This is a genomic window from Collimonas rhizosphaerae (assembly GCF_038896935.1).
Taxonomy (GTDB): Bacteria; Pseudomonadota; Gammaproteobacteria; order Burkholderiales; family Burkholderiaceae_D; genus Collimonas; species Collimonas rhizosphaerae.
On the sequence record NZ_JBANDC010000035.1, the window covers coordinates 1 to 18,834 of the forward strand.

21 protein-coding genes and 2 pseudogenes are annotated in these 18,834 nt (G+C 57.3%); 15 read left to right on the forward strand and 8 right to left on the reverse strand.

Annotated elements, in window-relative coordinates; translation table 11 throughout:
- Positions 1-187: 187 nt before the first annotated feature.
- The 4 genes and pseudogenes from V8G57_RS25685 to V8G57_RS25700 all read left to right on the forward strand — a co-directional run.
- Positions 188-457: pseudogene (locus tag V8G57_RS25685) on the forward strand (IS21 family transposase); the annotation flags it as partial.
- A 264-nt stretch (positions 458-721) separates the two neighbouring features.
- Positions 722-1,354: a YbhB/YbcL family Raf kinase inhibitor-like protein gene (locus V8G57_RS25690; RefSeq protein ID WP_342831835.1), complete on the forward strand. Its 633-nt coding sequence runs from the start codon at positions 722-724 to the stop codon at positions 1,352-1,354.
- 84 nt (positions 1,355-1,438) lie between these two features.
- Positions 1,439-2,257 carry a helix-turn-helix transcriptional regulator gene (locus tag V8G57_RS25695; protein WP_342831836.1) on the forward strand — a complete coding sequence of 273 codons (819 nt, stop codon included), beginning with the start codon at positions 1,439-1,441 and terminating at the stop codon, positions 2,255-2,257.
- Positions 2,258-2,307: 50 nt separating this feature from the next.
- Positions 2,308-2,934, forward strand: a complete 627-nt coding sequence (locus V8G57_RS25700) for a flavin reductase family protein (RefSeq protein WP_342831837.1) — start codon at positions 2,308-2,310, stop codon at positions 2,932-2,934.
- A 266-nt stretch (positions 2,935-3,200) separates the two neighbouring features.
- Here the strand turns inward: V8G57_RS25700 and V8G57_RS25705 are convergent, their stop codons facing one another.
- The 7 genes and pseudogenes from V8G57_RS25705 to V8G57_RS25735 form a co-directional block, all read right to left on the reverse strand.
- Positions 3,201-3,659 (reverse strand): AAA family ATPase, encoded by a 459-nt coding sequence (locus V8G57_RS25705; protein WP_342831838.1) that lies wholly within the window; start codon positions 3,657-3,659, stop codon positions 3,201-3,203.
- A gap of 108 nt (positions 3,660-3,767) precedes the next feature.
- Positions 3,768-4,994 (reverse strand): radical SAM protein, encoded by a 1,227-nt coding sequence (locus tag V8G57_RS25710; protein WP_342831840.1) that lies wholly within the window; start codon positions 4,992-4,994, stop codon positions 3,768-3,770.
- Positions 4,995-5,005: 11 nt separating this feature from the next.
- Positions 5,006-5,494 (reverse strand): pyruvoyl-dependent arginine decarboxylase, encoded by a 489-nt coding sequence (locus tag V8G57_RS25715; protein WP_342831841.1) that lies wholly within the window; start codon positions 5,492-5,494, stop codon positions 5,006-5,008.
- A gap of 10 nt (positions 5,495-5,504) precedes the next feature.
- Positions 5,505-6,764 (reverse strand): radical SAM/SPASM domain-containing protein, encoded by a 1,260-nt coding sequence (locus V8G57_RS25720; protein WP_342831842.1) that lies wholly within the window; start codon positions 6,762-6,764, stop codon positions 5,505-5,507.
- On the reverse strand, positions 6,754-6,942 hold the full coding sequence (locus tag V8G57_RS25725; RefSeq protein ID WP_342831843.1) for a hypothetical protein: 189 nt from the start codon (positions 6,940-6,942) through the stop codon (positions 6,754-6,756). Before V8G57_RS25725 ends, V8G57_RS25720 begins: the two co-directional genes overlap by 11 nt.
- A 217-nt stretch (positions 6,943-7,159) precedes the next feature.
- A pseudogene (locus V8G57_RS25730) lies at positions 7,160-7,366 on the reverse strand (type IV secretory system conjugative DNA transfer family protein); the annotation flags it as partial.
- A 43-nt stretch (positions 7,367-7,409) separates the two neighbouring features.
- Complete coding sequence (locus tag V8G57_RS25735) at positions 7,410-8,351, reverse strand: LysR substrate-binding domain-containing protein (protein WP_342831845.1); 942 nt, start codon at positions 8,349-8,351, stop codon at positions 7,410-7,412.
- 177 nt (positions 8,352-8,528) lie between these two features.
- Between V8G57_RS25735 and V8G57_RS25740 the strand changes: the two genes are divergently transcribed.
- Positions 8,529-9,227, forward strand: coding sequence for a pirin family protein (locus tag V8G57_RS25740; protein WP_092397911.1), 699 nt, complete (start codon positions 8,529-8,531; stop codon positions 9,225-9,227).
- Between the two features lie 42 nt (positions 9,228-9,269).
- Positions 9,270-9,692 (forward strand): DoxX family protein, encoded by a 423-nt coding sequence (locus V8G57_RS25745; RefSeq protein WP_342831847.1) that lies wholly within the window; start codon positions 9,270-9,272, stop codon positions 9,690-9,692.
- Positions 9,693-10,021: 329 nt separating this feature from the next.
- Here the strand turns inward: V8G57_RS25745 and V8G57_RS25750 are convergent, their stop codons facing one another.
- Entirely contained in the window at positions 10,022-10,951 is a 930-nt protein-coding gene (locus V8G57_RS25750; RefSeq protein ID WP_342831849.1) for a LysR family transcriptional regulator, read from the reverse strand.
- A gap of 262 nt (positions 10,952-11,213) precedes the next feature.
- On the opposite strand from V8G57_RS25750, the gene mdcA reads away from it, so the two are divergent.
- From mdcA to mdcH, 9 genes are all read left to right on the forward strand, one after another.
- Positions 11,214-12,875 carry a malonate decarboxylase subunit alpha gene (mdcA, locus tag V8G57_RS25755; protein WP_342831850.1) on the forward strand — a complete coding sequence of 554 codons (1,662 nt, stop codon included), beginning with the start codon at positions 11,214-11,216 and terminating at the stop codon, positions 12,873-12,875.
- On the forward strand, positions 12,875-13,732 hold the full coding sequence (locus V8G57_RS25760; RefSeq protein WP_342831851.1) for a triphosphoribosyl-dephospho-CoA synthase: 858 nt from the start codon (positions 12,875-12,877) through the stop codon (positions 13,730-13,732). Before mdcA ends, V8G57_RS25760 begins: the two co-directional genes overlap by 1 nt.
- A 17-nt stretch (positions 13,733-13,749) precedes the next feature.
- Entirely contained in the window at positions 13,750-14,058 is a 309-nt protein-coding gene (locus tag V8G57_RS25765; RefSeq protein ID WP_342831852.1) for a malonate decarboxylase subunit delta, read from the forward strand.
- A gap of 7 nt (positions 14,059-14,065) precedes the next feature.
- The gene (locus tag V8G57_RS25770) at positions 14,066-14,917 is read left to right on the forward strand and encodes a biotin-independent malonate decarboxylase subunit beta (RefSeq protein ID WP_342831853.1); all 852 of its coding nucleotides are present in this window, start codon (positions 14,066-14,068) and stop codon (positions 14,915-14,917) included.
- A gap of 8 nt (positions 14,918-14,925) precedes the next feature.
- Positions 14,926-15,753: a biotin-independent malonate decarboxylase subunit gamma gene (mdcE, locus tag V8G57_RS25775; RefSeq protein WP_342831854.1), complete on the forward strand. Its 828-nt coding sequence runs from the start codon at positions 14,926-14,928 to the stop codon at positions 15,751-15,753.
- An 88-nt stretch (positions 15,754-15,841) separates the two neighbouring features.
- Complete coding sequence (gene madL, locus V8G57_RS25780) at positions 15,842-16,243, forward strand: malonate transporter subunit MadL (RefSeq protein ID WP_342831855.1); 402 nt, start codon at positions 15,842-15,844, stop codon at positions 16,241-16,243.
- Positions 16,244-16,251: 8 nt separating this feature from the next.
- Complete coding sequence (madM, locus tag V8G57_RS25785; protein WP_342831856.1) at positions 16,252-17,016, forward strand: malonate transporter subunit MadM; 765 nt, start codon at positions 16,252-16,254, stop codon at positions 17,014-17,016.
- A gap of 2 nt (positions 17,017-17,018) precedes the next feature.
- Positions 17,019-17,777: a malonate decarboxylase holo-ACP synthase gene (locus V8G57_RS25790; RefSeq protein ID WP_342831858.1), complete on the forward strand. Its 759-nt coding sequence runs from the start codon at positions 17,019-17,021 to the stop codon at positions 17,775-17,777.
- Positions 17,774-18,709, forward strand: coding sequence for a malonate decarboxylase subunit epsilon (mdcH, locus tag V8G57_RS25795; protein ID WP_342831860.1), 936 nt, complete (start codon positions 17,774-17,776; stop codon positions 18,707-18,709). The genes V8G57_RS25790 and mdcH overlap by 4 nt, the downstream gene beginning before the upstream one ends.
- Positions 18,710-18,834 lie beyond the last annotated feature (125 nt).

Here is an 18,834-nt window from a genome sequence, read left to right on the forward strand (position 1 = left end):
GGCTTGATGAAATTGAGATATCGCGAAATATTGCGAGTGGTAAGTTTGTGCTCTTGACAGCGGACGGCTAATGGGTGACCCACGTTTAGCACACAATCCTACTTATCAGAATGAGTAGGGGATCGGAGTGATCGACGTGGCATTACTAGGAATAATCAGACGCTGACACCTTCGGGACCAGGTCCCCCTGAGGGAGATTGCCAAGCGGTTGGGCATCTCGCGCAACACCGTCCGACGCTACCTGGGCTCGGAAACGACTGAGCCTGCCTATGCAGAGCGCCAATCGGCCAGTGCCATCGCCCCATACGCCTTCCAGCTTTCAGGCTGGCTCAAGACCGAGGCGGCCAAATCCCGCAAGCAACGACGCAGCCTGAAACAGCTTCACGAGGACCTGTTGGAATTGGGTTTCACGGGGTCTTACGACAGGGTGGCGGCGTTCGCCAGGCAATGGAGGGAGGGTCAAACTGAGTGGGTCAATTCGGCGCGCAAACGAACATATCACAGACTCCGACTGAAGCAATCGTTCGCGCCTGTGCCGGTTTCATTGTCACCGTGCTCCTAGATGATTGGATACATTTTTTCAAATCAGCGACAATCAACTCCAATCCAGTCAAATTGACTGCATATATCACTATATTGATCGGATTGGTTATTTCCACGCAATGGTTGTTGACTATAATTTTCATGTTTTCCCTCCCCATTTATAGCGAGCCATTCAGCCATGAAATTGACCAGCCAGAGTTTTTCCGACAACGCCGCCATTCCTGGCGAGTTCGCCTTCGCGGTAATCGATCCCGCAACCCACATAGCGCTATCCAGTAACCGCAATCCCCATCTGGCCTGGAGCGAGGTGCCCGCCGGCACGCAATCGTTCGCCTTGATCTGCCACGACCCTGACGTACCGAGCAGCGCCGAGGACGTTAACCAGGAAGGCCGGAAAGTGCCGTCGTCGCTGCCGCGTGTCGACTTCTTCCACTGGCTCTTGCTGGACCTTCCTCCCGCAGCGCGTGAAATCGCCGCTGGCAGCCACAGCGATGGCGTGGTGCCAGGCGGTAAAGCCGGTCCCGCGGCTCCCGATGGTTTGCGTCATGGCATTAACAACTATACCGACTGGTTTGCCGGCGATGAACAGATGAGAGGCGACTATCATGGCTACGATGGTCCATGCCCACCGTGGAACGATACGCTGGTACATCATTATGTTTTCACGCTATACGCACTCGACCTGCCGAGCATAAACGTCAATTCCCCCATAGACGGCGTCAACCTGCGAGCCGCACTCGCTGGTCACGTGCTGGCAGAAGCCAGCCTTACCGGAACTTACACACTTAACCCGCATTTGCAAAAAAAGTGAGATATTTGCAGGCATATGAAAGCAATCGCAAGCGACGCGTCGCTATCCAGCTTGCCAAGCCTGGTTGAGCCCACAGGAGTAGCCATGTGGCAGCTGCCATCGGGCGCTCTGGCCGCTCGCCGGGGGCTGTGCACGCTTGCCCAGCCGTGCCTGCGCCGGCCACAGCATGCGCGCGACTTCCGTTTTTTCGACGCCACTCTGCTGCTGGTGGTTTCAGGCCAGATGACACTCGACAATGGCGAAGTTGTGCTGGCATTGAATGATCCGTTGACACTCACTGTAATGGCGCAAAACGCCAGTGCAGACGTCGAGAAAATCCCTGGCGGCGACGACCAGACATTTCGATCTGTGTTCCTGGCATTCGCTCCGGAAGTGATCCTTGAATTCCACCGGCGCCATGAGAACGACATGCTGTCGTCGGCGGCGGCGGTCGCCTACGGCCGCCAGCTGACTCTCGACAGCGATCTTGCTGATACGCTGAATCACTGCCTGCGCGGCATGTATTCAGCACAGGTCAGCGAGCGCGAACAAATGCATCGCCTGGTCGGCTTGCTGCTTGCGCTGGCTGACCGCGGCTGCCGTTTCTCCCGTCCCTCGACTCAGCGTATCAGTGAACGCCTGAAAAATCTGCTGGCCGACGCACCTGCACATCCATGGACCACGGCAAAGGCCGGCCGCGAACTGGCCATGAGCGAAGCGACGCTGAGGCGACGGCTGGCTGCTGAAAACTTGCGCTTCGAAGCCCTGCTGCTGGATATTCGCATGCATCACGCGATGACGCTCCTGCAGACCACTGGCTGGGGTGTTCAGCAGATTGCTGAAGCCTGCGGATATCGCGCCAGCTCGCGATTCTCCCTGCGTTTCCGAGAGCGTTTCGGATGCTCGCCGTCGCAGGTGCGATGATTTTTTTATCCCTCTCTTACGCATCAAATTGAATGAAGGCGGAATTTCGCATGACAGAAGACAAGCATTTTTACGAACCGGCCAAAGGGCATGGATTGGTGCATGATCCTTTCAACGCCATTGTCGGCCCGCGTCCGATCGGCTGGATCGCATCGCAGGCGGCGAACGGCGCGCTGAATCTCGCACCCTACAGTTTCTTCAACGCCTTCAACTACACTCCTCCCATCGTCGGCTTTGCCAGCGTCGGCCGTAAGGACAGTTTGAACAATATTGAGCAAACCGGTGAGTTTGTCTGGAACCTAGCGACGCGTCCCTTGGCAGAGGCCATGAATCTCAGTTCAGCGGCGGCGCCGCCCGAAACGGACGAGTTCGGACTGGCCGGTCTTACTCCCGTGCCTGGACGTATCGTCAATGTGCCGCGTGTGGCTGAAAGTCCGGTTGCATTCGAGTGCCGCTGCAGCCAGATACTGCAATTGACTAGCGCCGCCGGTGGCAAAATTGAAACCTGGCTGGTGCTGGGCGAGGTGGTCGGCGTACACATCGACCAGGCGCTGCTGAAAAACGGCAGTTACGATACGGCCGCTGCGCATCCGATCCTGCGCGGCGGCGGACCGGCCGACTATTTCGAAGTGATGGCGGAGTCCTTGTTTCATATGCGACGGCCGATGTATCCTTGACATATCTGCATAGACCGATCTGAAATCGCCGCTTTGCTACAAGTATTTTAAGACCAGTGTTGCGTCAAGCGACTAAGTCAATTCGAGAGGAGTAATTCTGCAAACAAACGAAGATTACCTGTACGTTTGTATGAAAATTTGCCTCCTTCAATTTGCCCCACTGTCGAGAGACAAGTTAACATGCCGTCCATCATTAAAGAGAATCAGAGATCTCATGGTCTGTAATATTCGTGTCAATAGGTGCGCGCCATGTACTGCACCGGGATTCAGCCCCTGCGCTTACGCGCACCGCTACCACGGAGGGGGCTACCGTTTCTTCCAGAACGAGTTATTGTATCTACACGAGCTCTGCGTTTAGCCTGAGGTGGCTGTCGTCTTGCCTGTAAATTGAGTACAAGGCTACGCGAGCCATCCTTCTCATAAGTCAACCATTCTAAAACAGCGGCCTCCTGTTCCGGAGACAAGTCACACAGGGTCGCCTCAATAACCAGCGTTTCTGCTCGGTTTGAACCAACAACGTGAAAATCCTGCTCTAGGAGACGCACCACCTCAAAACTAGTGGTCCACAACATATGACGGATCGCGTCAATAATGGCCGTTTTTCCAGCATCGTTTTCGCCAATCAGGATATTCATCCCTTTGTTCAGCTCCCAGTCAAGAGATGGGGCCGTTGTGCCGTCGCCGAAGGCGCGGAAGTTCTGGCTGCAAATACGGTGTAAGTACATGGATGAGCAAACGCGGTATGGGGCTCAGCCTCACCGCCCCGAGGAGGAACAAGGACAGACGGAAGCGCCTGACTGGGACTGAGGTCAACGGGTAGCGAATAGCACTATTTACAGCTTGTCCTTTTGTTCCTGGAGCATTTCCGCCGCAAAGCAGCCATCCTGGTAGCTTCCATTCAGTCGTTTGCCGGTCAGTTCGTCAATGACGTCATAAAAAAACTCCAGATGATAGCGGGGTGCGCCAAATCGCAATGGCGTTTCGCGCACCAACTTGCCGACGATAGGTTTGAACGCATCGACGCATGCCGCTATCGACCCGATCTTTTCTTTGCGGCTGAATTCGCTCACGCCAATTTCCTCCGGCGTGTCGGGAACGATGGCGAATAGCTGCCGTCCGGCGCGGCACCAGCCGACATGTGGAGGAAAATCCATCACGCCAATGCCATTGCTACCGAAATCCTCGTCGACGCCAAGTTGGAAATCGAGAGGCAGATTCTCATGTACCCACTTCAAATCTCGATACCACTGCGCAATTTCATCTCTCGTTAGCGGCAGATGCGGCAATCGCCATCCATGATCGTGGAATGTATTAAAGCGCAATACTGAAATACGCCACTTTGAAAAATATTGCACATATCGGATCAAGTGCTCGCGGCCGTAATTATGCTTGCCGATTGTTACGCCAAGATTGATGTTTAGCGGTTGCCGACTGGCGGCATCCAGTTCGGCGTTGAATTCGTGGATGCGCGACATGACCCGTTCGCAATCCTGTCCGTGAAATACCCCTTTGATTGGATAAGTGCGGGCCGGCATGAGCGTCAAGTTTTCATCCAGGACACCATGAAAGGTGATGGTGACATTGCCAAAGCCGTTTTCGATGCCGGTCCACAAATAATCTTTCCAGTTAGCGTCCAGCAGCGGGGCGCCGCTGGTCCACATATCGCCCCTCTGCATGGTTTTAGTTGGTTTGCAATCATGCTCTTGATGAAAGTCGCGGTTATGCGTATTGCCGAATAGTCGCAAAAATGCACCGTTGGCACTGAAACTGTCCGAGATCATGGGAAAGACGCGATAACCTTGATTGCCAAGGTCGTCCATGATGCGTCTTCCTTCTAGCAAGTCGATTGAGCGATTGGCCGCCTCGGGTTGGTTGATGTAGAAGCAATGGGCGCACGCTTGCCGGCAAGTTTTCTTGCCGACCGTGGTATCGAGTTGTAGATAAAGGCTGATATCTTTTGCTTCGATTTGGCGGAACGGCAGCTCGAACGGGATGTCGCCATGTTCGTCATAGGAAATGGGTTCGTTGCCTATTTTGTCGATCCTATTGCGAATATCCATGATCGGATTTCTCACCAATCCTCTTCCTTGAACACGGCGACCACCAATGCGCAGCTAGGAACGTGCGCAGTAGTCGATGTGGTCATTTTTCCCTGAATCACAGGAAGCGCATCGCGCCGATGGCACAGATCATCGATTGAAAGCGCGATTTGTCGCTCGATATCCCGTAACGCATGATCCGCATCGGACGAAACCGCGTGATGTTCCACGAATACTCCGCCTCCATGATCGAATATCGCCCACCCGATGCCGGCGGCAAGCCCAATACGTGCATTGTCGCCCGCTGTGCACATTGCTTGCACTACATATAAACGGTTGCCCCAGCGAGGAATAAAGTCGAGTCGGGCGTTGCTTCGCGGCGCCCACGCCGGTGGGATGACGCTGGAGAGCGGGATCAGGTTGCAGTTGCCAATCCCGGCCTTCCACAAGGCGTCATCGTATGCGGACAACTCAGTCTGTCCAGTGCCGATGCTGGAAATGACGGGTATCGTTCGCTTCATGCTATCGACGCTAATCGCCAGCCGGTTCCGGAAACTCTGTTTGCAATAACTGCGTTCGTCTCTTCAAGCTTGCTTTGATAAACGGCGTGGCGCCGCAACCCAATTCATCGCCTGTATGCACTTCTGCCATCACGGGGCAGCGCGAGGTGCAATAGTATGGATCGCGGGACAGTTCGCAATTCGGACATTCCTTGAATTTGTCGTAGGTAAATTGACGAATTCCGCTGAACGAGTTTTCCCAAATATGCTTGAATGAATTGTCGCGTATGTTGCCGGCGCCGAATTTTTCATTCGAGGCGCAAATCGAACATGGATAAAGCGAGCCATCGCTTAGCAGATATGCCATCGCGACGCCGCAAAATTCACGCCCGGTCGCTTGCGCGATGCGATGGCATTCGTCGAGGAACTTGGCAACGCACAATCCCACGGTATCGTTCATGATTTGGTCGTGACGCTTGTCGGCGATATAAAGCTGGGCGGCTTGCTCGACGATATCGGGCTTCGGCTGGTATTCGGCAAAGAATCGTCCGCGTCCAATTGGACTAAATGGCGTCGATCCGAAGAAACACAGGTTCTCACGCGCAAACGCTAAAATCGAGTGCAGTTCCTCGACATTGCGATCCGCTTGCGTCGACATGATGGCGGTTGGAATATTGTTCTTGCGAAGCAGAAGTATGCGTTCGCGCAAATCTTCCCAGGTAGAGCGAATGCGCATTTCCTTATGAAATGCCATGCCGTCGATGCTGACGCTGACCACGCATTCTTCTCGCGGCAGAACATCGATTAATTCTTGGGTGATATAAGCGCCATTTGTCGCTATCGAGATGACAAAGCCCAACGCGTGCGCGTAATTGAGTATTTGCAGAAAATCGGGATGTTGCATCGGCTCGCCGCCGACCAGCACCAATGCAAAGACACCTGCTGCTTTTAACTGATCCAATGCATTGAAAATCTCAGGCGTCGATAACTCATTTTTCCTGGGCTTCCCGGCTTCAATATAACAGTGCCGGCATGACAAGTTGCACGAACGGGTGATTTCGAACCATACGATCAACGGGGCGCTCAGGTGAAATTCGTCGCGTACCGGAATGGCATGCAATCTATAGGGTTCAAGTTCTTCCCGCGCCGCGCCGTGCAGCAATCGGGAGGCGACTTCGTCGTTATAAAAACCGATTTCTCCTGTGCCAAATGCTAATACGTACCCGAATTCTTCTCGTCGAATACGCACATCCGGCACGCCTCGACTAACCGGCACGGAATTAGATGGCATTGCCTACCAATACAGCGACTGGAGCAATCGTTTTAGCCGAAACATTGCCTTCAAATAAAAGATCAATGTCCAGTTTTGCGTGACCGTTTTCAGTAATGAATCGCACCAATTCTTCGCGTTGTGCATCGGAAAGATTCAATTTCAATCCTTGCTCGTGATTGCTATTTGATTTAGTCATGGCTGCTTCCTTTAGTTTCGATGGAGGGATGACAACAAATATTTAGCAAATACCTAGCAAATTCAATATATGTCGGTTTCGGGAAATAAGAACTGACAGTTTTGACAGGTAGGAATTGATCTGCTCCCTTGAAATAGTCCGGTATCTGCCTCGCCGCTTGGCTATAACCATCAATCCAATTGGAGACCTCTCGCGAGGACGGCCACCTCGAACGGGCATGCGGGATCGCGCCGACCAACAGAGCGAGCGAAGTCTTTTCCCAGTGGTTGCGCCGCTCCAGCACGCCTTCGGGACCGACCAGGATATCAGCGAAGTTCTGCACGTCGCACACTTCGTGCGCGCCGCGTCGGACTTCCAGCAGTGGATTGTATGCAGCCGATTTGAGATCAGTCGGGTTGAACAGCGGGCAGTGCGAGAAAATCGATCATATCCGGTTTCAATAAGATGAATGATTGCTATACGCTTGCCTACGTTTCCTTGCTCTCCCGCGCCAAAGGATGCCAGGAATCCTCCGCCAGCTCCGCAGCAAGGAAATCGAGCAAGATCCTGACCGCTGGAATCATCCCGCGCCGTGACGGAAATACGGCGTGGATGATGCTCGAGCGCGCGCTTAATTGCGGCAGCAGCCTGATCAGCGTACCGGTTTCCATTTCTTCCATCACCGCTAGCGCAGGCATATAGGCGACGCCTATGCCTTGCAATGCAGCGGCGCGTAGCGTGAGCAGGTCGTCGGTATGCAGGCGCGGCGTATGCACGAGTTCTTCGGAATTGCCATCCTTGTCTTGAGAACGCCAGGTGACCTTGTCGCCGGCATAGCCCATGGCGACGATAGGCATTTTTGCCAGGTCCGCCAGTTGCGCAGGCATGCCATGCCGGAGCACCAACTTGGGGCTGGCGACCAGGATCATTTTCGATGGACCGAAGGCGCGCATGGCAAGGTCCGAGTCTTCCAGTGGCGGCACCCTGACACGAATGGCGATGTCGATTCCTTCATCGACGACATCGACGCGGCGATTGGTCGCGTCGAGCGCGATGCGTACCTGCGGTTCGGCAGCCAGGAACTTGGCGAGGATGTCGGCCAGGCCGCCCAGAAGCAAGCCGACCGGGCAGCTCATGCGTATTAATCCCTGCGGCGACGATAGCGTCTGGTGCACGGCGTCTTTTGCCGACTGCGCTTCCGCGATCAAGGCCACGCAATGGCCATAAAAGGTCTTGCCGATCTCGGTCAGGGAAAGCTTGCGCGTGGTGCGGTTGAGCAAGCGCACCCCCAGCTCCGCTTCCAGCGCGCTGACGCGCCGGCTCAGCTTGGAGGTCTGCATGCCGAGCGCCTCGGCTGCAGCGGAATAGCTGCCGGCATCGACGACTTTGGCGAAAAAGACAAGGTTATTCAGGTCATTGATCGGTGCCATACCCGCCCCCATTGGTTGATGCCACTTATTTTTCTATTTTCGACAAATATCCATTCTATTTCAACCCATTAATCCCGGTTTGTTGCTCGACTATGATGGCTTCATCAACTCGCAAGGCAAGGTGCAATGGCGCTGAGCAATAAGAGCTCACGTACTTGATGATTCTTGGGGAACAACATGCTGCAAATTCGAAATCTGGATTCACTCGCCGGCAGCGACTTCACCTGGCTGAAGGCCAAACACCATTTCGCGCTGCACGGGTACGACAATGCGGCTCACGAGCCATTGGGGAGCCTGGTGGTCTTGAACGACGACGAAGTCGCGCCCGGCACAGGATTTCCCATGCATGGCCATCGCGACATGGAAATCGTGACCTATGTCAGGGAGGGGCTGCTCGAACACACAGACACGACCGGTGGACGCGGCCAGATTGCCGCGGGCAATGTCCAGGCATTTTCCGCCGGCAGCGGCATCCGCCACTCGGAAACCAATCCCGGCAGCGGGCCGCTGAAGCTTTTCCAGATCTGGCTGCGTCCGCGCCGCCTCGGCATCGCGCCGCGCTGGTCGACCAAACCGTTTCCCAAGGCCGAACGGGCCAATCGCTGGGTAGTGCTGGCGAGCGGCCTGCCCGGCGACAAGGACGCGATTGCTATCGAAGCGGACGCACGTGTGCTTGGCGCGACGCTCACACGCGGCCAGTCCATCGGGTATGAAATCGGCGCTTCCCGCTACGGCTACCTGGTGGTCGCGCGCGGCGCGGTTTCGGTCAACGGATTGCGCCTCGATGCACGCGACGGCATCGCGGCCAAGGATGTTTCAAAGATCGTCGTCGCAGCAATCGACGATGCGGAAGTTGTTCTTGTCGATGCAGCTTGATTTTCCCATTTTTTATTTTTCATTTTCTTCAAGGAGCACATCATGTCCACACCTAACAAATACCTGCCTTTGATCGGACGTATCCTCATCGGCGCGCCCTTCATCATGAGCGGCCTCGGAAAACTGACTTCCTATGAAGCTACCGTCGGCTACATCGCCAGCGTCGGCTTGCCGCTGGCCGGATTGGGCTTTGCCATCGCGGTGCTGATGGAAGCCGGCGGCGGCGCCTTGCTCCTGCTGGGATACCGCACGCGCCTGGTTGCCCCCTTGATGGCCTTGTTCACGTTGGCGACAGCGATTTTCTTCCACCACAATTTTGCGGATCAGAACCAGATGATCCACTTCCTCAAGAACATCATGTTGGTAGGGGGCTTGCTCAACATCGCCTACTTCGGCGCCGGCCCGGTCAGTCTCGACAGCGCGGCGGGCAGGCAAGCCTTGGGGCCGCAAGGGAAACACGCCTGACAACTGCGCACCGGACTACGGACCTGTTCAACCCAGGCCCGCGAATCCGAAGGGACATGGATCATGCTCTGATTCATGTCTGCAGTTTTTCTTGCCAGATATACTCGTCTGTTCCCTGCGACAAAAAGAATTTTTGCTGACCAGGAGTGAAACACAGGGAGGCACCTGTCTTGCCCCCGCCGGCTTACCCTAGCAAAGCCGCGCCCACAAAGGGCTCGACAGACTATGTTGTCCGTTCTGACTGAAAATTTAAAAATCGAGGTTGCCCCGACAGACTTTATTGTTCGCTTTCAGTTGAAAATATCGACATGTATCGTAACAACGGTTTCCTACCGGACGGGCTCATGTCTGTAATCGCGCCGGCCATACATCCGGCATTCTGCAGCCAGCGCCAACAGGTTAGGATCTCGTTCCCGGTTCTTCGGCAGCAGCAAAGTAATCTGTTGTCGAGACGCATATTTTTCTTGAAGCGGCATTAACTCAATGCGAGGACTGAATTCGCCGACACGTCCAGGCAGCAGGCTGTATCCGATTCCTCCGCTAATCAGGTTAATCAACGAAAAAATGTCTTGCACCCGCATGGCAATATCCGGAAGAAAACCCGCTAGTTCAAAGCAATGCTGAAAGTCTTTGGTAGTTGCAAAGCCGTCACTCAGCGTGACAAATTTTTCTGCGCGAAAATCCTGGAGGTCAATGTGCTTGTTGCCGGCATATGGAGAACCGGTCGGGGCCGCCAAAAAAATATCGTCATAAAATAGCGGCACAGAAATCAGTCCGGTATTTTCATTGTCTCCATGCAGGCCGATGACAATGGCGTCAAGCTGCCCATCCACCAGGCTTTTCAGCAACTCCCGATTTGAGCCCATGGTCAGGTCGATATCGAGTTCAGGCTTGCGTAACTTCAGCCCGATCACCAGTTGCGGGATGCACCTCAACGTTAAGGAATAGAGAGTGCCTATCTTGAGCCTGGGGGCATTAAATCCGCCTGCATCACGTACCTTGCGCACACCTTCCTCACACTCATTGATTACCCGCTTCGCGTATTCGGCGAACGTATAGGCTGTCTGGAGAGGAATCAGGTTGCGTCCTTCGTGCTTGAAAAGCGGACAGCCCAGCGCCTCTTCAAGCGAATGCAAGGAACGGTGCACGCTCACCGTGCTTTGCCCAAGGCTTTCCGATACCCGCGCCATATTGTTAAGCGTCATGAAGGCCAGAAAGACTTCCATTTTTTTCAACGTGATTGCATCGTCAATTACCACTTTACCTCCGGAAAATCATTCGAATACAAAATTGCAATTCACGTAATAGTCTGCCACAACCGCATTAGCAGAGTCCGTACCCGGCACGGCATCTTCGGCGACATCGTCAACAGCCGGCAAGCGTCTAGGGAAGCGGCGGCGATTCGTGGCGTATTACGCCAAATTCATTAACCTTACAGTAATGAACTACGCATAAGGTTGATTGAAGATGGTTTTTTAAAATTCTATTGTGGCTCCGTGACGATCGATTTCCGGAGTAACGATGCCAGCCAGACCTCAACTTGACGCGCAATGGAGCAAACGCCGGACGGAAAAAAACCGCCGCCTGGATCTTGTCCGCCACATGGCCAATGGCGCGGTACTGCCTACCGGCGATATCGTCGCCGTGCTGGAAGCGCTGATCGCGCCTGGCGACCGTGTCGTACTTGAAGGCAATAACCAGAAGCAGGCCGATTTTCTGTCCCGTTCGCTGGCGCAGGTCAATCCTGCCAAGGTGAACCAGCTGCACCTGATCATGCCGAGCGTCAGCCGGCCTGAGCATCTCGACCTGTTTGAGCGCGGCATCGCCCGCAAGCTCGATTTTGCGTATGCCGGCGCCCAAAGCCTGCGTATTTCCCAGTTTCTGAAAGACGGCCTGCTGGAAGTCGGTGCGATTCACACCTACATCGAACTGTATGCCCGGCTTTACGTCGACCTGACGCCGAACGTGGTGCTGGTGGCCGGTTTCAAGGCAGATCGCCAAGGTAACCTGTATACCGGCTCCAGCACCGAAGATACGCCGGCGCTGGTGGAGGCTGCGGCTTTCCGCGACGGTATCGTGATTGCCCAGGTCAATGAAATCGTTGACGATCCGGCCGATCTGCCGCGGGTAGACATTCCCGGCTCGTGGATCGACTTTGTGGTGCAGGCCGACAAGCCGTTTTTCCTTGAACCGCTGTTTACCCGCGATCCACGGCTGATCAAGCCGGTACATGTGCTGATGGCGATGATGGCGATCCGTGGCGTGTACGAACGCCATCAGGTGCAGTCGCTCAATCACGGCATCGGCTTCAATACCGCGGCGATTGAACTTATCCTGCCGACCTATGGCGAAAAGCTGGGGCTCAAGGGCAAGATCTGCAAGAACTGGACGCTCAATCCGCATCCGACATTGATTCCGGCAATCGAGACCGGCTGGGTCGAAAGCGTCCACTGTTTCGGCGGCGAACTGGGTATGGAGAATTACGTTGCCGCACGCCCCGATGTGTTCTTCACCGGCAAAGACGGCTCCATGCGTTCCAATCGCGCTTTTTGCCAATTGGCGGGGCAGTACGCGGTTGACCTGTTCATCGGATCCACGTTGCAAATGGACGGGCTCGGCAATTCATCCACGGTGACGCGCGGGCGCCTGGCAGGTTTTGGCGGCGCGCCCAATATGGGACACGATCCGCGCGGACGCCGTCACGCCAGTCCAGCCTGGCTTGACTTGATCGAGACCGACGATCCGCTGGCGCGCGGCAAAAAACTGGTGGTGCAGATGGTGGAAACCTTTCAAGGCGGTGGCCAGCCGACCATCGTCGAAACCCTCGACGCAGTGGAGGTCGGGCGCGAATCCGGCATGCCCATCGCTCCGGTGATGATTTATGGCGATGACGTGACGCATGTCCTTACCGAGGAAGGCATTGCCTATCTCTACAAAGCGCGCTCGCTGGAGGAGCGCAAAGCCATGCTGGCTGCCGTCGCGGGCGTCACACCAATCGGCATGACCCATGATCCGGCGAACACCGCGCACTTGCGGCAAGAAGGTCTGATTGCACTGCCCGAAGACATGGGCGTCAATCGCAGCGAAGCGACCCGTTCGCTGCTGGCAGCCAAGAGTGTCGCCGACCTGGTGACCTGGTCCGATGGCCTGTATGAGCCGCCTGCCAAGTTCCGGAGCTGGTGATGGCAGCCGTTCTTGAGCAACGCCAACCGCTTGCGTCCGCCGCATTCGCCGGCTATCTGGCCGATGCAGTCGTGGCAGCACTGATCGATGAGGTCACGCTGACGCCCAAGCCGGGCCTGGTCGATATGCGCGGTCGCGGCGCTCATCGGGATTTGAGCTGGGATTTGATGTGTCATTCGGCCTGGGCCTTGCATCCGACTTTCCATGCCATGGCGGTTGCCGGGCAACACATCGCCGATCCGCAGCAATTGCGCGAACAGATCGGACTCATCGGCCGCCAGGGTGAAGCCGCCATGATGGCCGCCACCGGCGGCATCAACACCCACCGCGGCGCGATCTGGGCGCTCGGTTTGCTGGTCACGGCAGCGGCGCAAGACCGCAACGCACCGACTCCGGCAGCGGTGGCTGCGCGCGCCGCCGCACTGGCATGCCGTCACGACCGCCTTGCGCCAGCCATGACCGGCAACAAAGGCGAGCTCGCCTGCCAGCAATACAGCGTCGGCGGAGCACGGGCACAGGCGCGAGCTGGATTCCCGCATGTAATCTGGGTCGCGCTCCCTTGGCTGGAACACTGCCGCACCCGCGGCGATGATGAAAATGACGCGCGGCTCAACGCGCTGCTTGCGGTGATCGCCAATCTCGATGACACCTGCATCCTGTCGCGAGGCGGCCAGGCGGCATTGACGGCTGTGCAATCCGGCGCACTGCGAGTGCTCATCGCCGGCGGCGCCGCTAGCAGCCATGGCAGGAGCGCATTGCAACAATTCGAACAGGAGCTACTGGCGCTGCACGTCTCACCGGGCGGCGCCGCGGATCTGCTGGCTGCGGCGTTGTTCCTGGACAGGATCAAGACTTGAATCGAAGGAGGGAAACCATGGAAAAGATTTTCTATGAATATCCGGCAGGTTCGCCTGCCAAAGCACGCGTGTTGACCGGCGTGGTCGGCTCCGGCGATCTGGAAGTATTGCTTGAGCCGCATACCGCCGGCGTCACCAGCATCGCCATCAACACCTCGGTCGATGGCATGCGCCACGTGTGGGAAGCGCTGTTGACGCGCATCTTTGCCGCGCCGTCGCTGCCGGCCGCAAAAATCGAGATCAATGATTTCGGCGCAACGCCGGGCGTGGTGCGCATGCGGATCGAGCAGGCGTTCGAAGAATTGCAGTATGCAAGCACAAAGTAAGGAAGCCATGAATACCGAACAACTGCTGCAACGCGACAGCTTTATCGAACTCGATGCGCGCAGCCGGGCCGGTGCCTTGCTCGACGCCGGGTCCATGCGCGAACTGATCGGCCCCTTCGACCGCGTGACATCACCCTGGCTGGCGCAGCAGGGCGTGATCACGCAATCGGATGACGGCGTGGTTGTCGCCAAGGGCACATGCGACGGCCAGCCGGCCGTGATCCTTGCCATCGAAGGCGCATTTCAAGGCGGCAGCCTGGGAGAGGTCGGCGGCGCCAAGATTGCCGGCGCGCTGGAGCTGGCGGCGCAAGACAATCGCAACGGCATTCCAACCCGGGCGATCATCTTGTTTGAAACCGGCGGCGTGCGGCTGCAGGAAGCCAATCTAGGATTAGCTGCGATTGCCGAGATCCATTCTGCCATCGTCGATCTGCGCCGCTACCAGCCGGTGATCGGCATTATCGCCGGCACTGTGGGCTGTTTTGGCGGGATGTCGATCGCGGCGGCCCTGTGCAGCTATCTGATCGTGACCCGCGAAGCGCGGCTCGGCTTGAACGGTCCGGCGGTGATTGAACAGGAAGCCGGCATCGCCGAATACGATTCGCGCGACAAGCCATTCATCTGGAGCTTTACCGGCGGCGAGCAGCGTTACCGCTGCGGACTGGCTGATGCTTACGTCGAGGACGACGCCGCTCAGATCAGAAACGTGGTCCGCGACCTGCTCCAGCGCGGCTTGCCTGGACAGCACCGCAGCGATATGGCCCAGGGTTTTCTGGAGCGCCTGGCCGAAGTGGACGCCAGCGTGCAGGCAACGCCTGAACTGGTTCGCGCGATTTATCAGAAAGGATTCGCATCATGAGCATAACCATGAATTCAGCTGATCAGAAAAGCCGTGGCGCGGCCTGGTTCTCCAGGCTGACCGGTGGAGCCGCGCCGGCTGCCGGATATCCCGCTTCGGTGCTGGTAGCCGACGCCGACCTTGCCGGAAAAATGGCGCGCTACATTGCAGTGGCGCCGGATCCAGGCAACCGCTTCCCGCGCGTCCGCAACGGCGAGGTCGGCCTGGTAGAAGGCTGGCAGCTTGCGCGCGCGGTACAAGAGCTGGTGGCCGCCGATCGCGACAGCAAAACCAAGACGCCGATCGTCGCGGTGATCGATGTCACCAGCCAGGCTTATGGCCGGCGCGAGGAAGGTTTCGGCATCCACCTGGCGCTGGCCGGCGCCGCCGGCGCCTATGCAGAAGCGCGGCTGGCGGGCCATCCCGTGATCGGGCTGATCGTCGGCAAAGCCATGTCCGGCGCTTTCCTTGCCCACGGCTACCAGGCCAACCGCCTGATAGCAATCAGCGATCCTGGAGTCATGGTGCATGCAATGGGAAAGGCGTCCGCGGCGCGTATCACGATGCGTTCGGTCGAGGCGCTGGAATCCCTTGCTTCGACTGTGCCGCCGATGGCCTACGACATTGAAAGTTATGCATCGCTGGGCCTGTTATGGCGATGCCTGCAAGTGGCGCACCCGGATGCGCCATCCGCCGCCGACATCGATACCGTAGAAAGCAGTCTGCAAGCCGCGCTCGCAGACATCCTGGCAGACAGCAGCCGCGGCCTGGGTAATCGACTGGGGGCAGAACACCGTCGCGCGTCAAGCAGGGTACGGGACATGCTGCGCGTCCAATGGAGCGCCAGCCAACCCTAACCCAGGAAGGAGCAGTCATTATTTTTCTGTAGTGCATAAAAACAAAATCTGACAAGCCGCTGATGTCATCAATATAGGAGACAAAACCATGATTATTTACGGAACCGCCTTACTCGCCTGCTGCCACCTGCTAGGGATTTTCCTTGGCGACCTTCTCGGCCAGCTGATCGGCGTCAAGACCAACGTCGGCGGTGTCGGCATCGCCATGCTGCTACTGATTTTCGCCCGCCTGTACATGCAGCCGAGAGAACTCTTGCCCAAACCAACCGAAGCAGGCGTCGGCTTCTGGGCTGCGATGTATATCCCGGTGGTGGTTGCCATGGCGGCCCAGCAGGACGTGATTGCGGCGCTGCGCGGCGGACCTGTGGCGTTGCTGTCGGCATTGGGGGCGGTTGCTGTCTGCGCCTGCTGCATCGCGTTGATCAATCGCACGGAAAGCCAGGCTGAGATTGACGCAGCCGTGGCCGATCTTGCGCCTTTGGCCGAGTAGGAGACATCATGTCAGAAATATTTCAAAAAGCGGTTCATCAGAATGGACTTGTCACCGCCTTTGCTGTGATCGGGATCATTATCTTGCTGTCGGGAGTCATCTCGCGCAAACTCACTTTCGGCCGCATCCATGGCTCCGCAATCGCCATCGTGATCGGCCTGGCGCTGGCATATTGGGGCGGCATAGTGAGCGGCGGGACCAAGGGACTGGCCGACGTTTCGCTGTTCAGCGGGATTGGCCTGATGGGTGGCGCCATGCTGCGCGATTTTGCCATCGTCGCCACTGCTTTCGAGGTGCAAGCGACCGAGGCGCGCAAAGCTGGACTGATCGGCGTCGTATCGTTGCTGCTGGGGACGGTATTGCCGTTCATTGTCGGCGCCAGCATCGCCCGGGCCTTTGGCTACTCCGATGCGGTCAGCATGACCACCATCGGCGCCGGCGCGATCACCTATATCGTCGGCCCGGTCACCGGCGCAGCGATTGGCGCCAGCTCCGATGTGATGGCGCTGAGCATCGCCACCGGCCTGGTAAAGGCGATTATCGTCATGGTCGGCACTCCCATCGCGGCGCGCTTTCTCGGCCTGAAAACACCTCGCTCCGCAATGGTGTTCGGTGGTCTCGCGGGCACCGTCAGCGGCGTTTCGGCCGGCCTCGCCGCGACCGACCGCAAACTGGTGCCGTACGGCGCATTGGTGGCGACATTCCATACCGGTATCGGTTGCCTGCTAGGGCCATCCCTGCTCTTCTTTGCCACGAAAGCAATCGTGGGTTGATCATGGAAGCCGTATCGCTCAAGACACCAGAGGACGAAACCCTGGGCACATCCACGCCTGAGAGCGCCGGCGCAGGCATTCTTTGCCCGCACGACTTGCTCTGGATCAAAGACACCAGAGCACTGACGACGGTCACGCCGCTTCCGCCTTGGGCGGGCGCTGGGCAATTCTTGCGCGCCCCGGTCGTAGTGCGGCGCGAGAAAGTAGACGATCCCTGTTTGGTCCCCGTTGGTCTGCGCGGCGAGACGCGGAGCGAGCGCTGTGCCGGTTACCTGGAGCGCGCTGCAGTGGCGCGTTGCATCAAACCGGAGATGCTGACTGGCTGCGCATCGGCTTACATCGAAGAGCATCAAGGCCGGCTGCCGGCTTTCGAAGCACTTGCGGTCCTGGCGCCGTCGCTTGATGCAACCGGCTTGGCCTGGGGGCCAACCGGCGGCGTCGGGTTTCAGCTCGCATCGCGGCTGCCGGTGGTCCGTGAAGACAGCGATCTCGATATCCTGCTGCGCGCGCGCGCACCTCTCAGTGCTGCGCAGATGCTGGCGCTCAGGATGATATCGTCATCTCGAATATGCCGTATTGATATGCAGATAGACACCGGCAATGGTGCATTTTCATTTTCCGAATGGGCCAGCATCAATGCGCAATGGGCCAACCGCCAAAACGGGCGAGTGCTGCTAAAAACTGACGCCGGCCCGGTTTTGACTGCCGATCCGTGGCGCCAGAACAACTGGCAAAACGCAGAAAGCGTGAAGGCGCCATGATCCTGTTTACCTTTCCAGGCCAAGGCGCGCAGCGGCCAGGCATGCTGCATTCGCTTCCGGACCATCCCGCGGTTACGCGTACGCTCGAGCAGACCTGCGACGCACTCCGCGATGACCCTTTCACTCTGGATAGCACCAAAGCACTGGAATCCACTGTCGCCGTGCAACTGTGCCTGCTGATAGCTGGTGTCGCCATGGCCAGGTTCTTCCTGGCACACAATGCCGGCCCGCATATGGTTGCAGGCCTGTCCATAGGAGCCTACCCGGCCGCGGTGATCGCCGGCGCCCTTGGGTATTCCGATGCGGTACGGCTGGTGGCGCAGCGAGGGAAACTGATGGAGAGTGCGTATCCGCGCGGTTACGGCATGACAGCTATAGTCGGCCTCGACCGCTATCAGCTGGAACCGCTGATAGCACGCATTCATACTCCTGCCGCACCGGTCTACCTGGCCAACTTGAACGCGGACAGGCAACTGGTGATTGCCGGGGCTGACGACGCGATGCTCCTGGTCATGCGACTCGCGCTTGGACATGGCGCGGCCAAGGTGGAACGCCTGGCTGTCGGCGTGCCGTCCCATTGCGAACTGTTCGATGCGGCGGCAGTGGAAATGAGAGCGGCTTTTTCGAGAGTGGCAGTACAGCGTCCGCAGTTGACTTACCTGAGCAGCAGCATCGCACGCGCTGTTTTCGAACCGGGGAGCATTAGCGATGACCTCGCCAATAATATGGCGCGACAGGTGCATTGGTTTGAAACCGCCCGTCTTTCTTGGGAGCGCGGTGCGCGATTTGCGCTGGAAATGCCGAGCGGTTCCGTACTGACCAATCTGACGACACCTGTATTCACAGATGGCCAGGCGGTCTGCTGCGACAGCAATCGGATGGATACGCTGCTCGCATTGCTATCGCGCGAGCATGCACAACTAAGGCATTAATCAACTCATATCGGAATACAAACCATGGCGAACATCGAAACCTTTGGCCAGGAAACCCGCATTTTTCCGGCCCCCGCAGAATTTTCCAGGACCGCGGCAATTTCCGGCATGGACGCCTACCGCGC

Excerpts from the sequence above, each read along its gene's own strand:
- V8G57_RS25690 (WP_342831835.1), top strand. The coding sequence starts at position 722 with ATGAAATTGACCAGCCAGAGTTTTTCCGACAACGCCGCCATTCCTGGC.
- V8G57_RS25695 (WP_342831836.1), top strand. The coding sequence starts at position 1,439 with ATGTGGCAGCTGCCATCGGGCGCTCTGGCCGCTCGCCGGGGGCTGTGC.
- V8G57_RS25700 (WP_342831837.1), top strand. The coding sequence starts at position 2,308 with ATGACAGAAGACAAGCATTTTTACGAACCGGCCAAAGGGCATGGATTG.
- V8G57_RS25705 (WP_342831838.1), bottom strand. The coding sequence starts at position 3,659 with ATGTACTTACACCGTATTTGCAGCCAGAACTTCCGCGCCTTCGGCGAC.
- V8G57_RS25710 (WP_342831840.1), bottom strand. The coding sequence starts at position 4,994 with ATGGATATTCGCAATAGGATCGACAAAATAGGCAACGAACCCATTTCC.
- V8G57_RS25715 (WP_342831841.1), bottom strand. The coding sequence starts at position 5,494 with ATGAAGCGAACGATACCCGTCATTTCCAGCATCGGCACTGGACAGACT.
- V8G57_RS25720 (WP_342831842.1), bottom strand. The coding sequence starts at position 6,764 with ATGCCATCTAATTCCGTGCCGGTTAGTCGAGGCGTGCCGGATGTGCGT.
- V8G57_RS25725 (WP_342831843.1), bottom strand. The coding sequence starts at position 6,942 with ATGACTAAATCAAATAGCAATCACGAGCAAGGATTGAAATTGAATCTT.
- V8G57_RS25735 (WP_342831845.1), bottom strand. The coding sequence starts at position 8,351 with ATGGCACCGATCAATGACCTGAATAACCTTGTCTTTTTCGCCAAAGTC.
- V8G57_RS25740 (WP_092397911.1), top strand. The coding sequence starts at position 8,529 with ATGCTGCAAATTCGAAATCTGGATTCACTCGCCGGCAGCGACTTCACC.
- V8G57_RS25745 (WP_342831847.1), top strand. The coding sequence starts at position 9,270 with ATGTCCACACCTAACAAATACCTGCCTTTGATCGGACGTATCCTCATC.
- mdcA (WP_342831850.1), top strand. The coding sequence starts at position 11,214 with ATGCCAGCCAGACCTCAACTTGACGCGCAATGGAGCAAACGCCGGACG.
- V8G57_RS25760 (WP_342831851.1), top strand. The coding sequence starts at position 12,875 with ATGGCAGCCGTTCTTGAGCAACGCCAACCGCTTGCGTCCGCCGCATTC.
- V8G57_RS25765 (WP_342831852.1), top strand. The coding sequence starts at position 13,750 with ATGGAAAAGATTTTCTATGAATATCCGGCAGGTTCGCCTGCCAAAGCA.
- V8G57_RS25770 (WP_342831853.1), top strand. The coding sequence starts at position 14,066 with ATGAATACCGAACAACTGCTGCAACGCGACAGCTTTATCGAACTCGAT.
- mdcE (WP_342831854.1), top strand. The coding sequence starts at position 14,926 with ATGAATTCAGCTGATCAGAAAAGCCGTGGCGCGGCCTGGTTCTCCAGG.
- madL (WP_342831855.1), top strand. The coding sequence starts at position 15,842 with ATGATTATTTACGGAACCGCCTTACTCGCCTGCTGCCACCTGCTAGGG.
- madM (WP_342831856.1), top strand. The coding sequence starts at position 16,252 with ATGTCAGAAATATTTCAAAAAGCGGTTCATCAGAATGGACTTGTCACC.
- V8G57_RS25790 (WP_342831858.1), top strand. The coding sequence starts at position 17,019 with ATGGAAGCCGTATCGCTCAAGACACCAGAGGACGAAACCCTGGGCACA.
- mdcH (WP_342831860.1), top strand. The coding sequence starts at position 17,774 with ATGATCCTGTTTACCTTTCCAGGCCAAGGCGCGCAGCGGCCAGGCATG.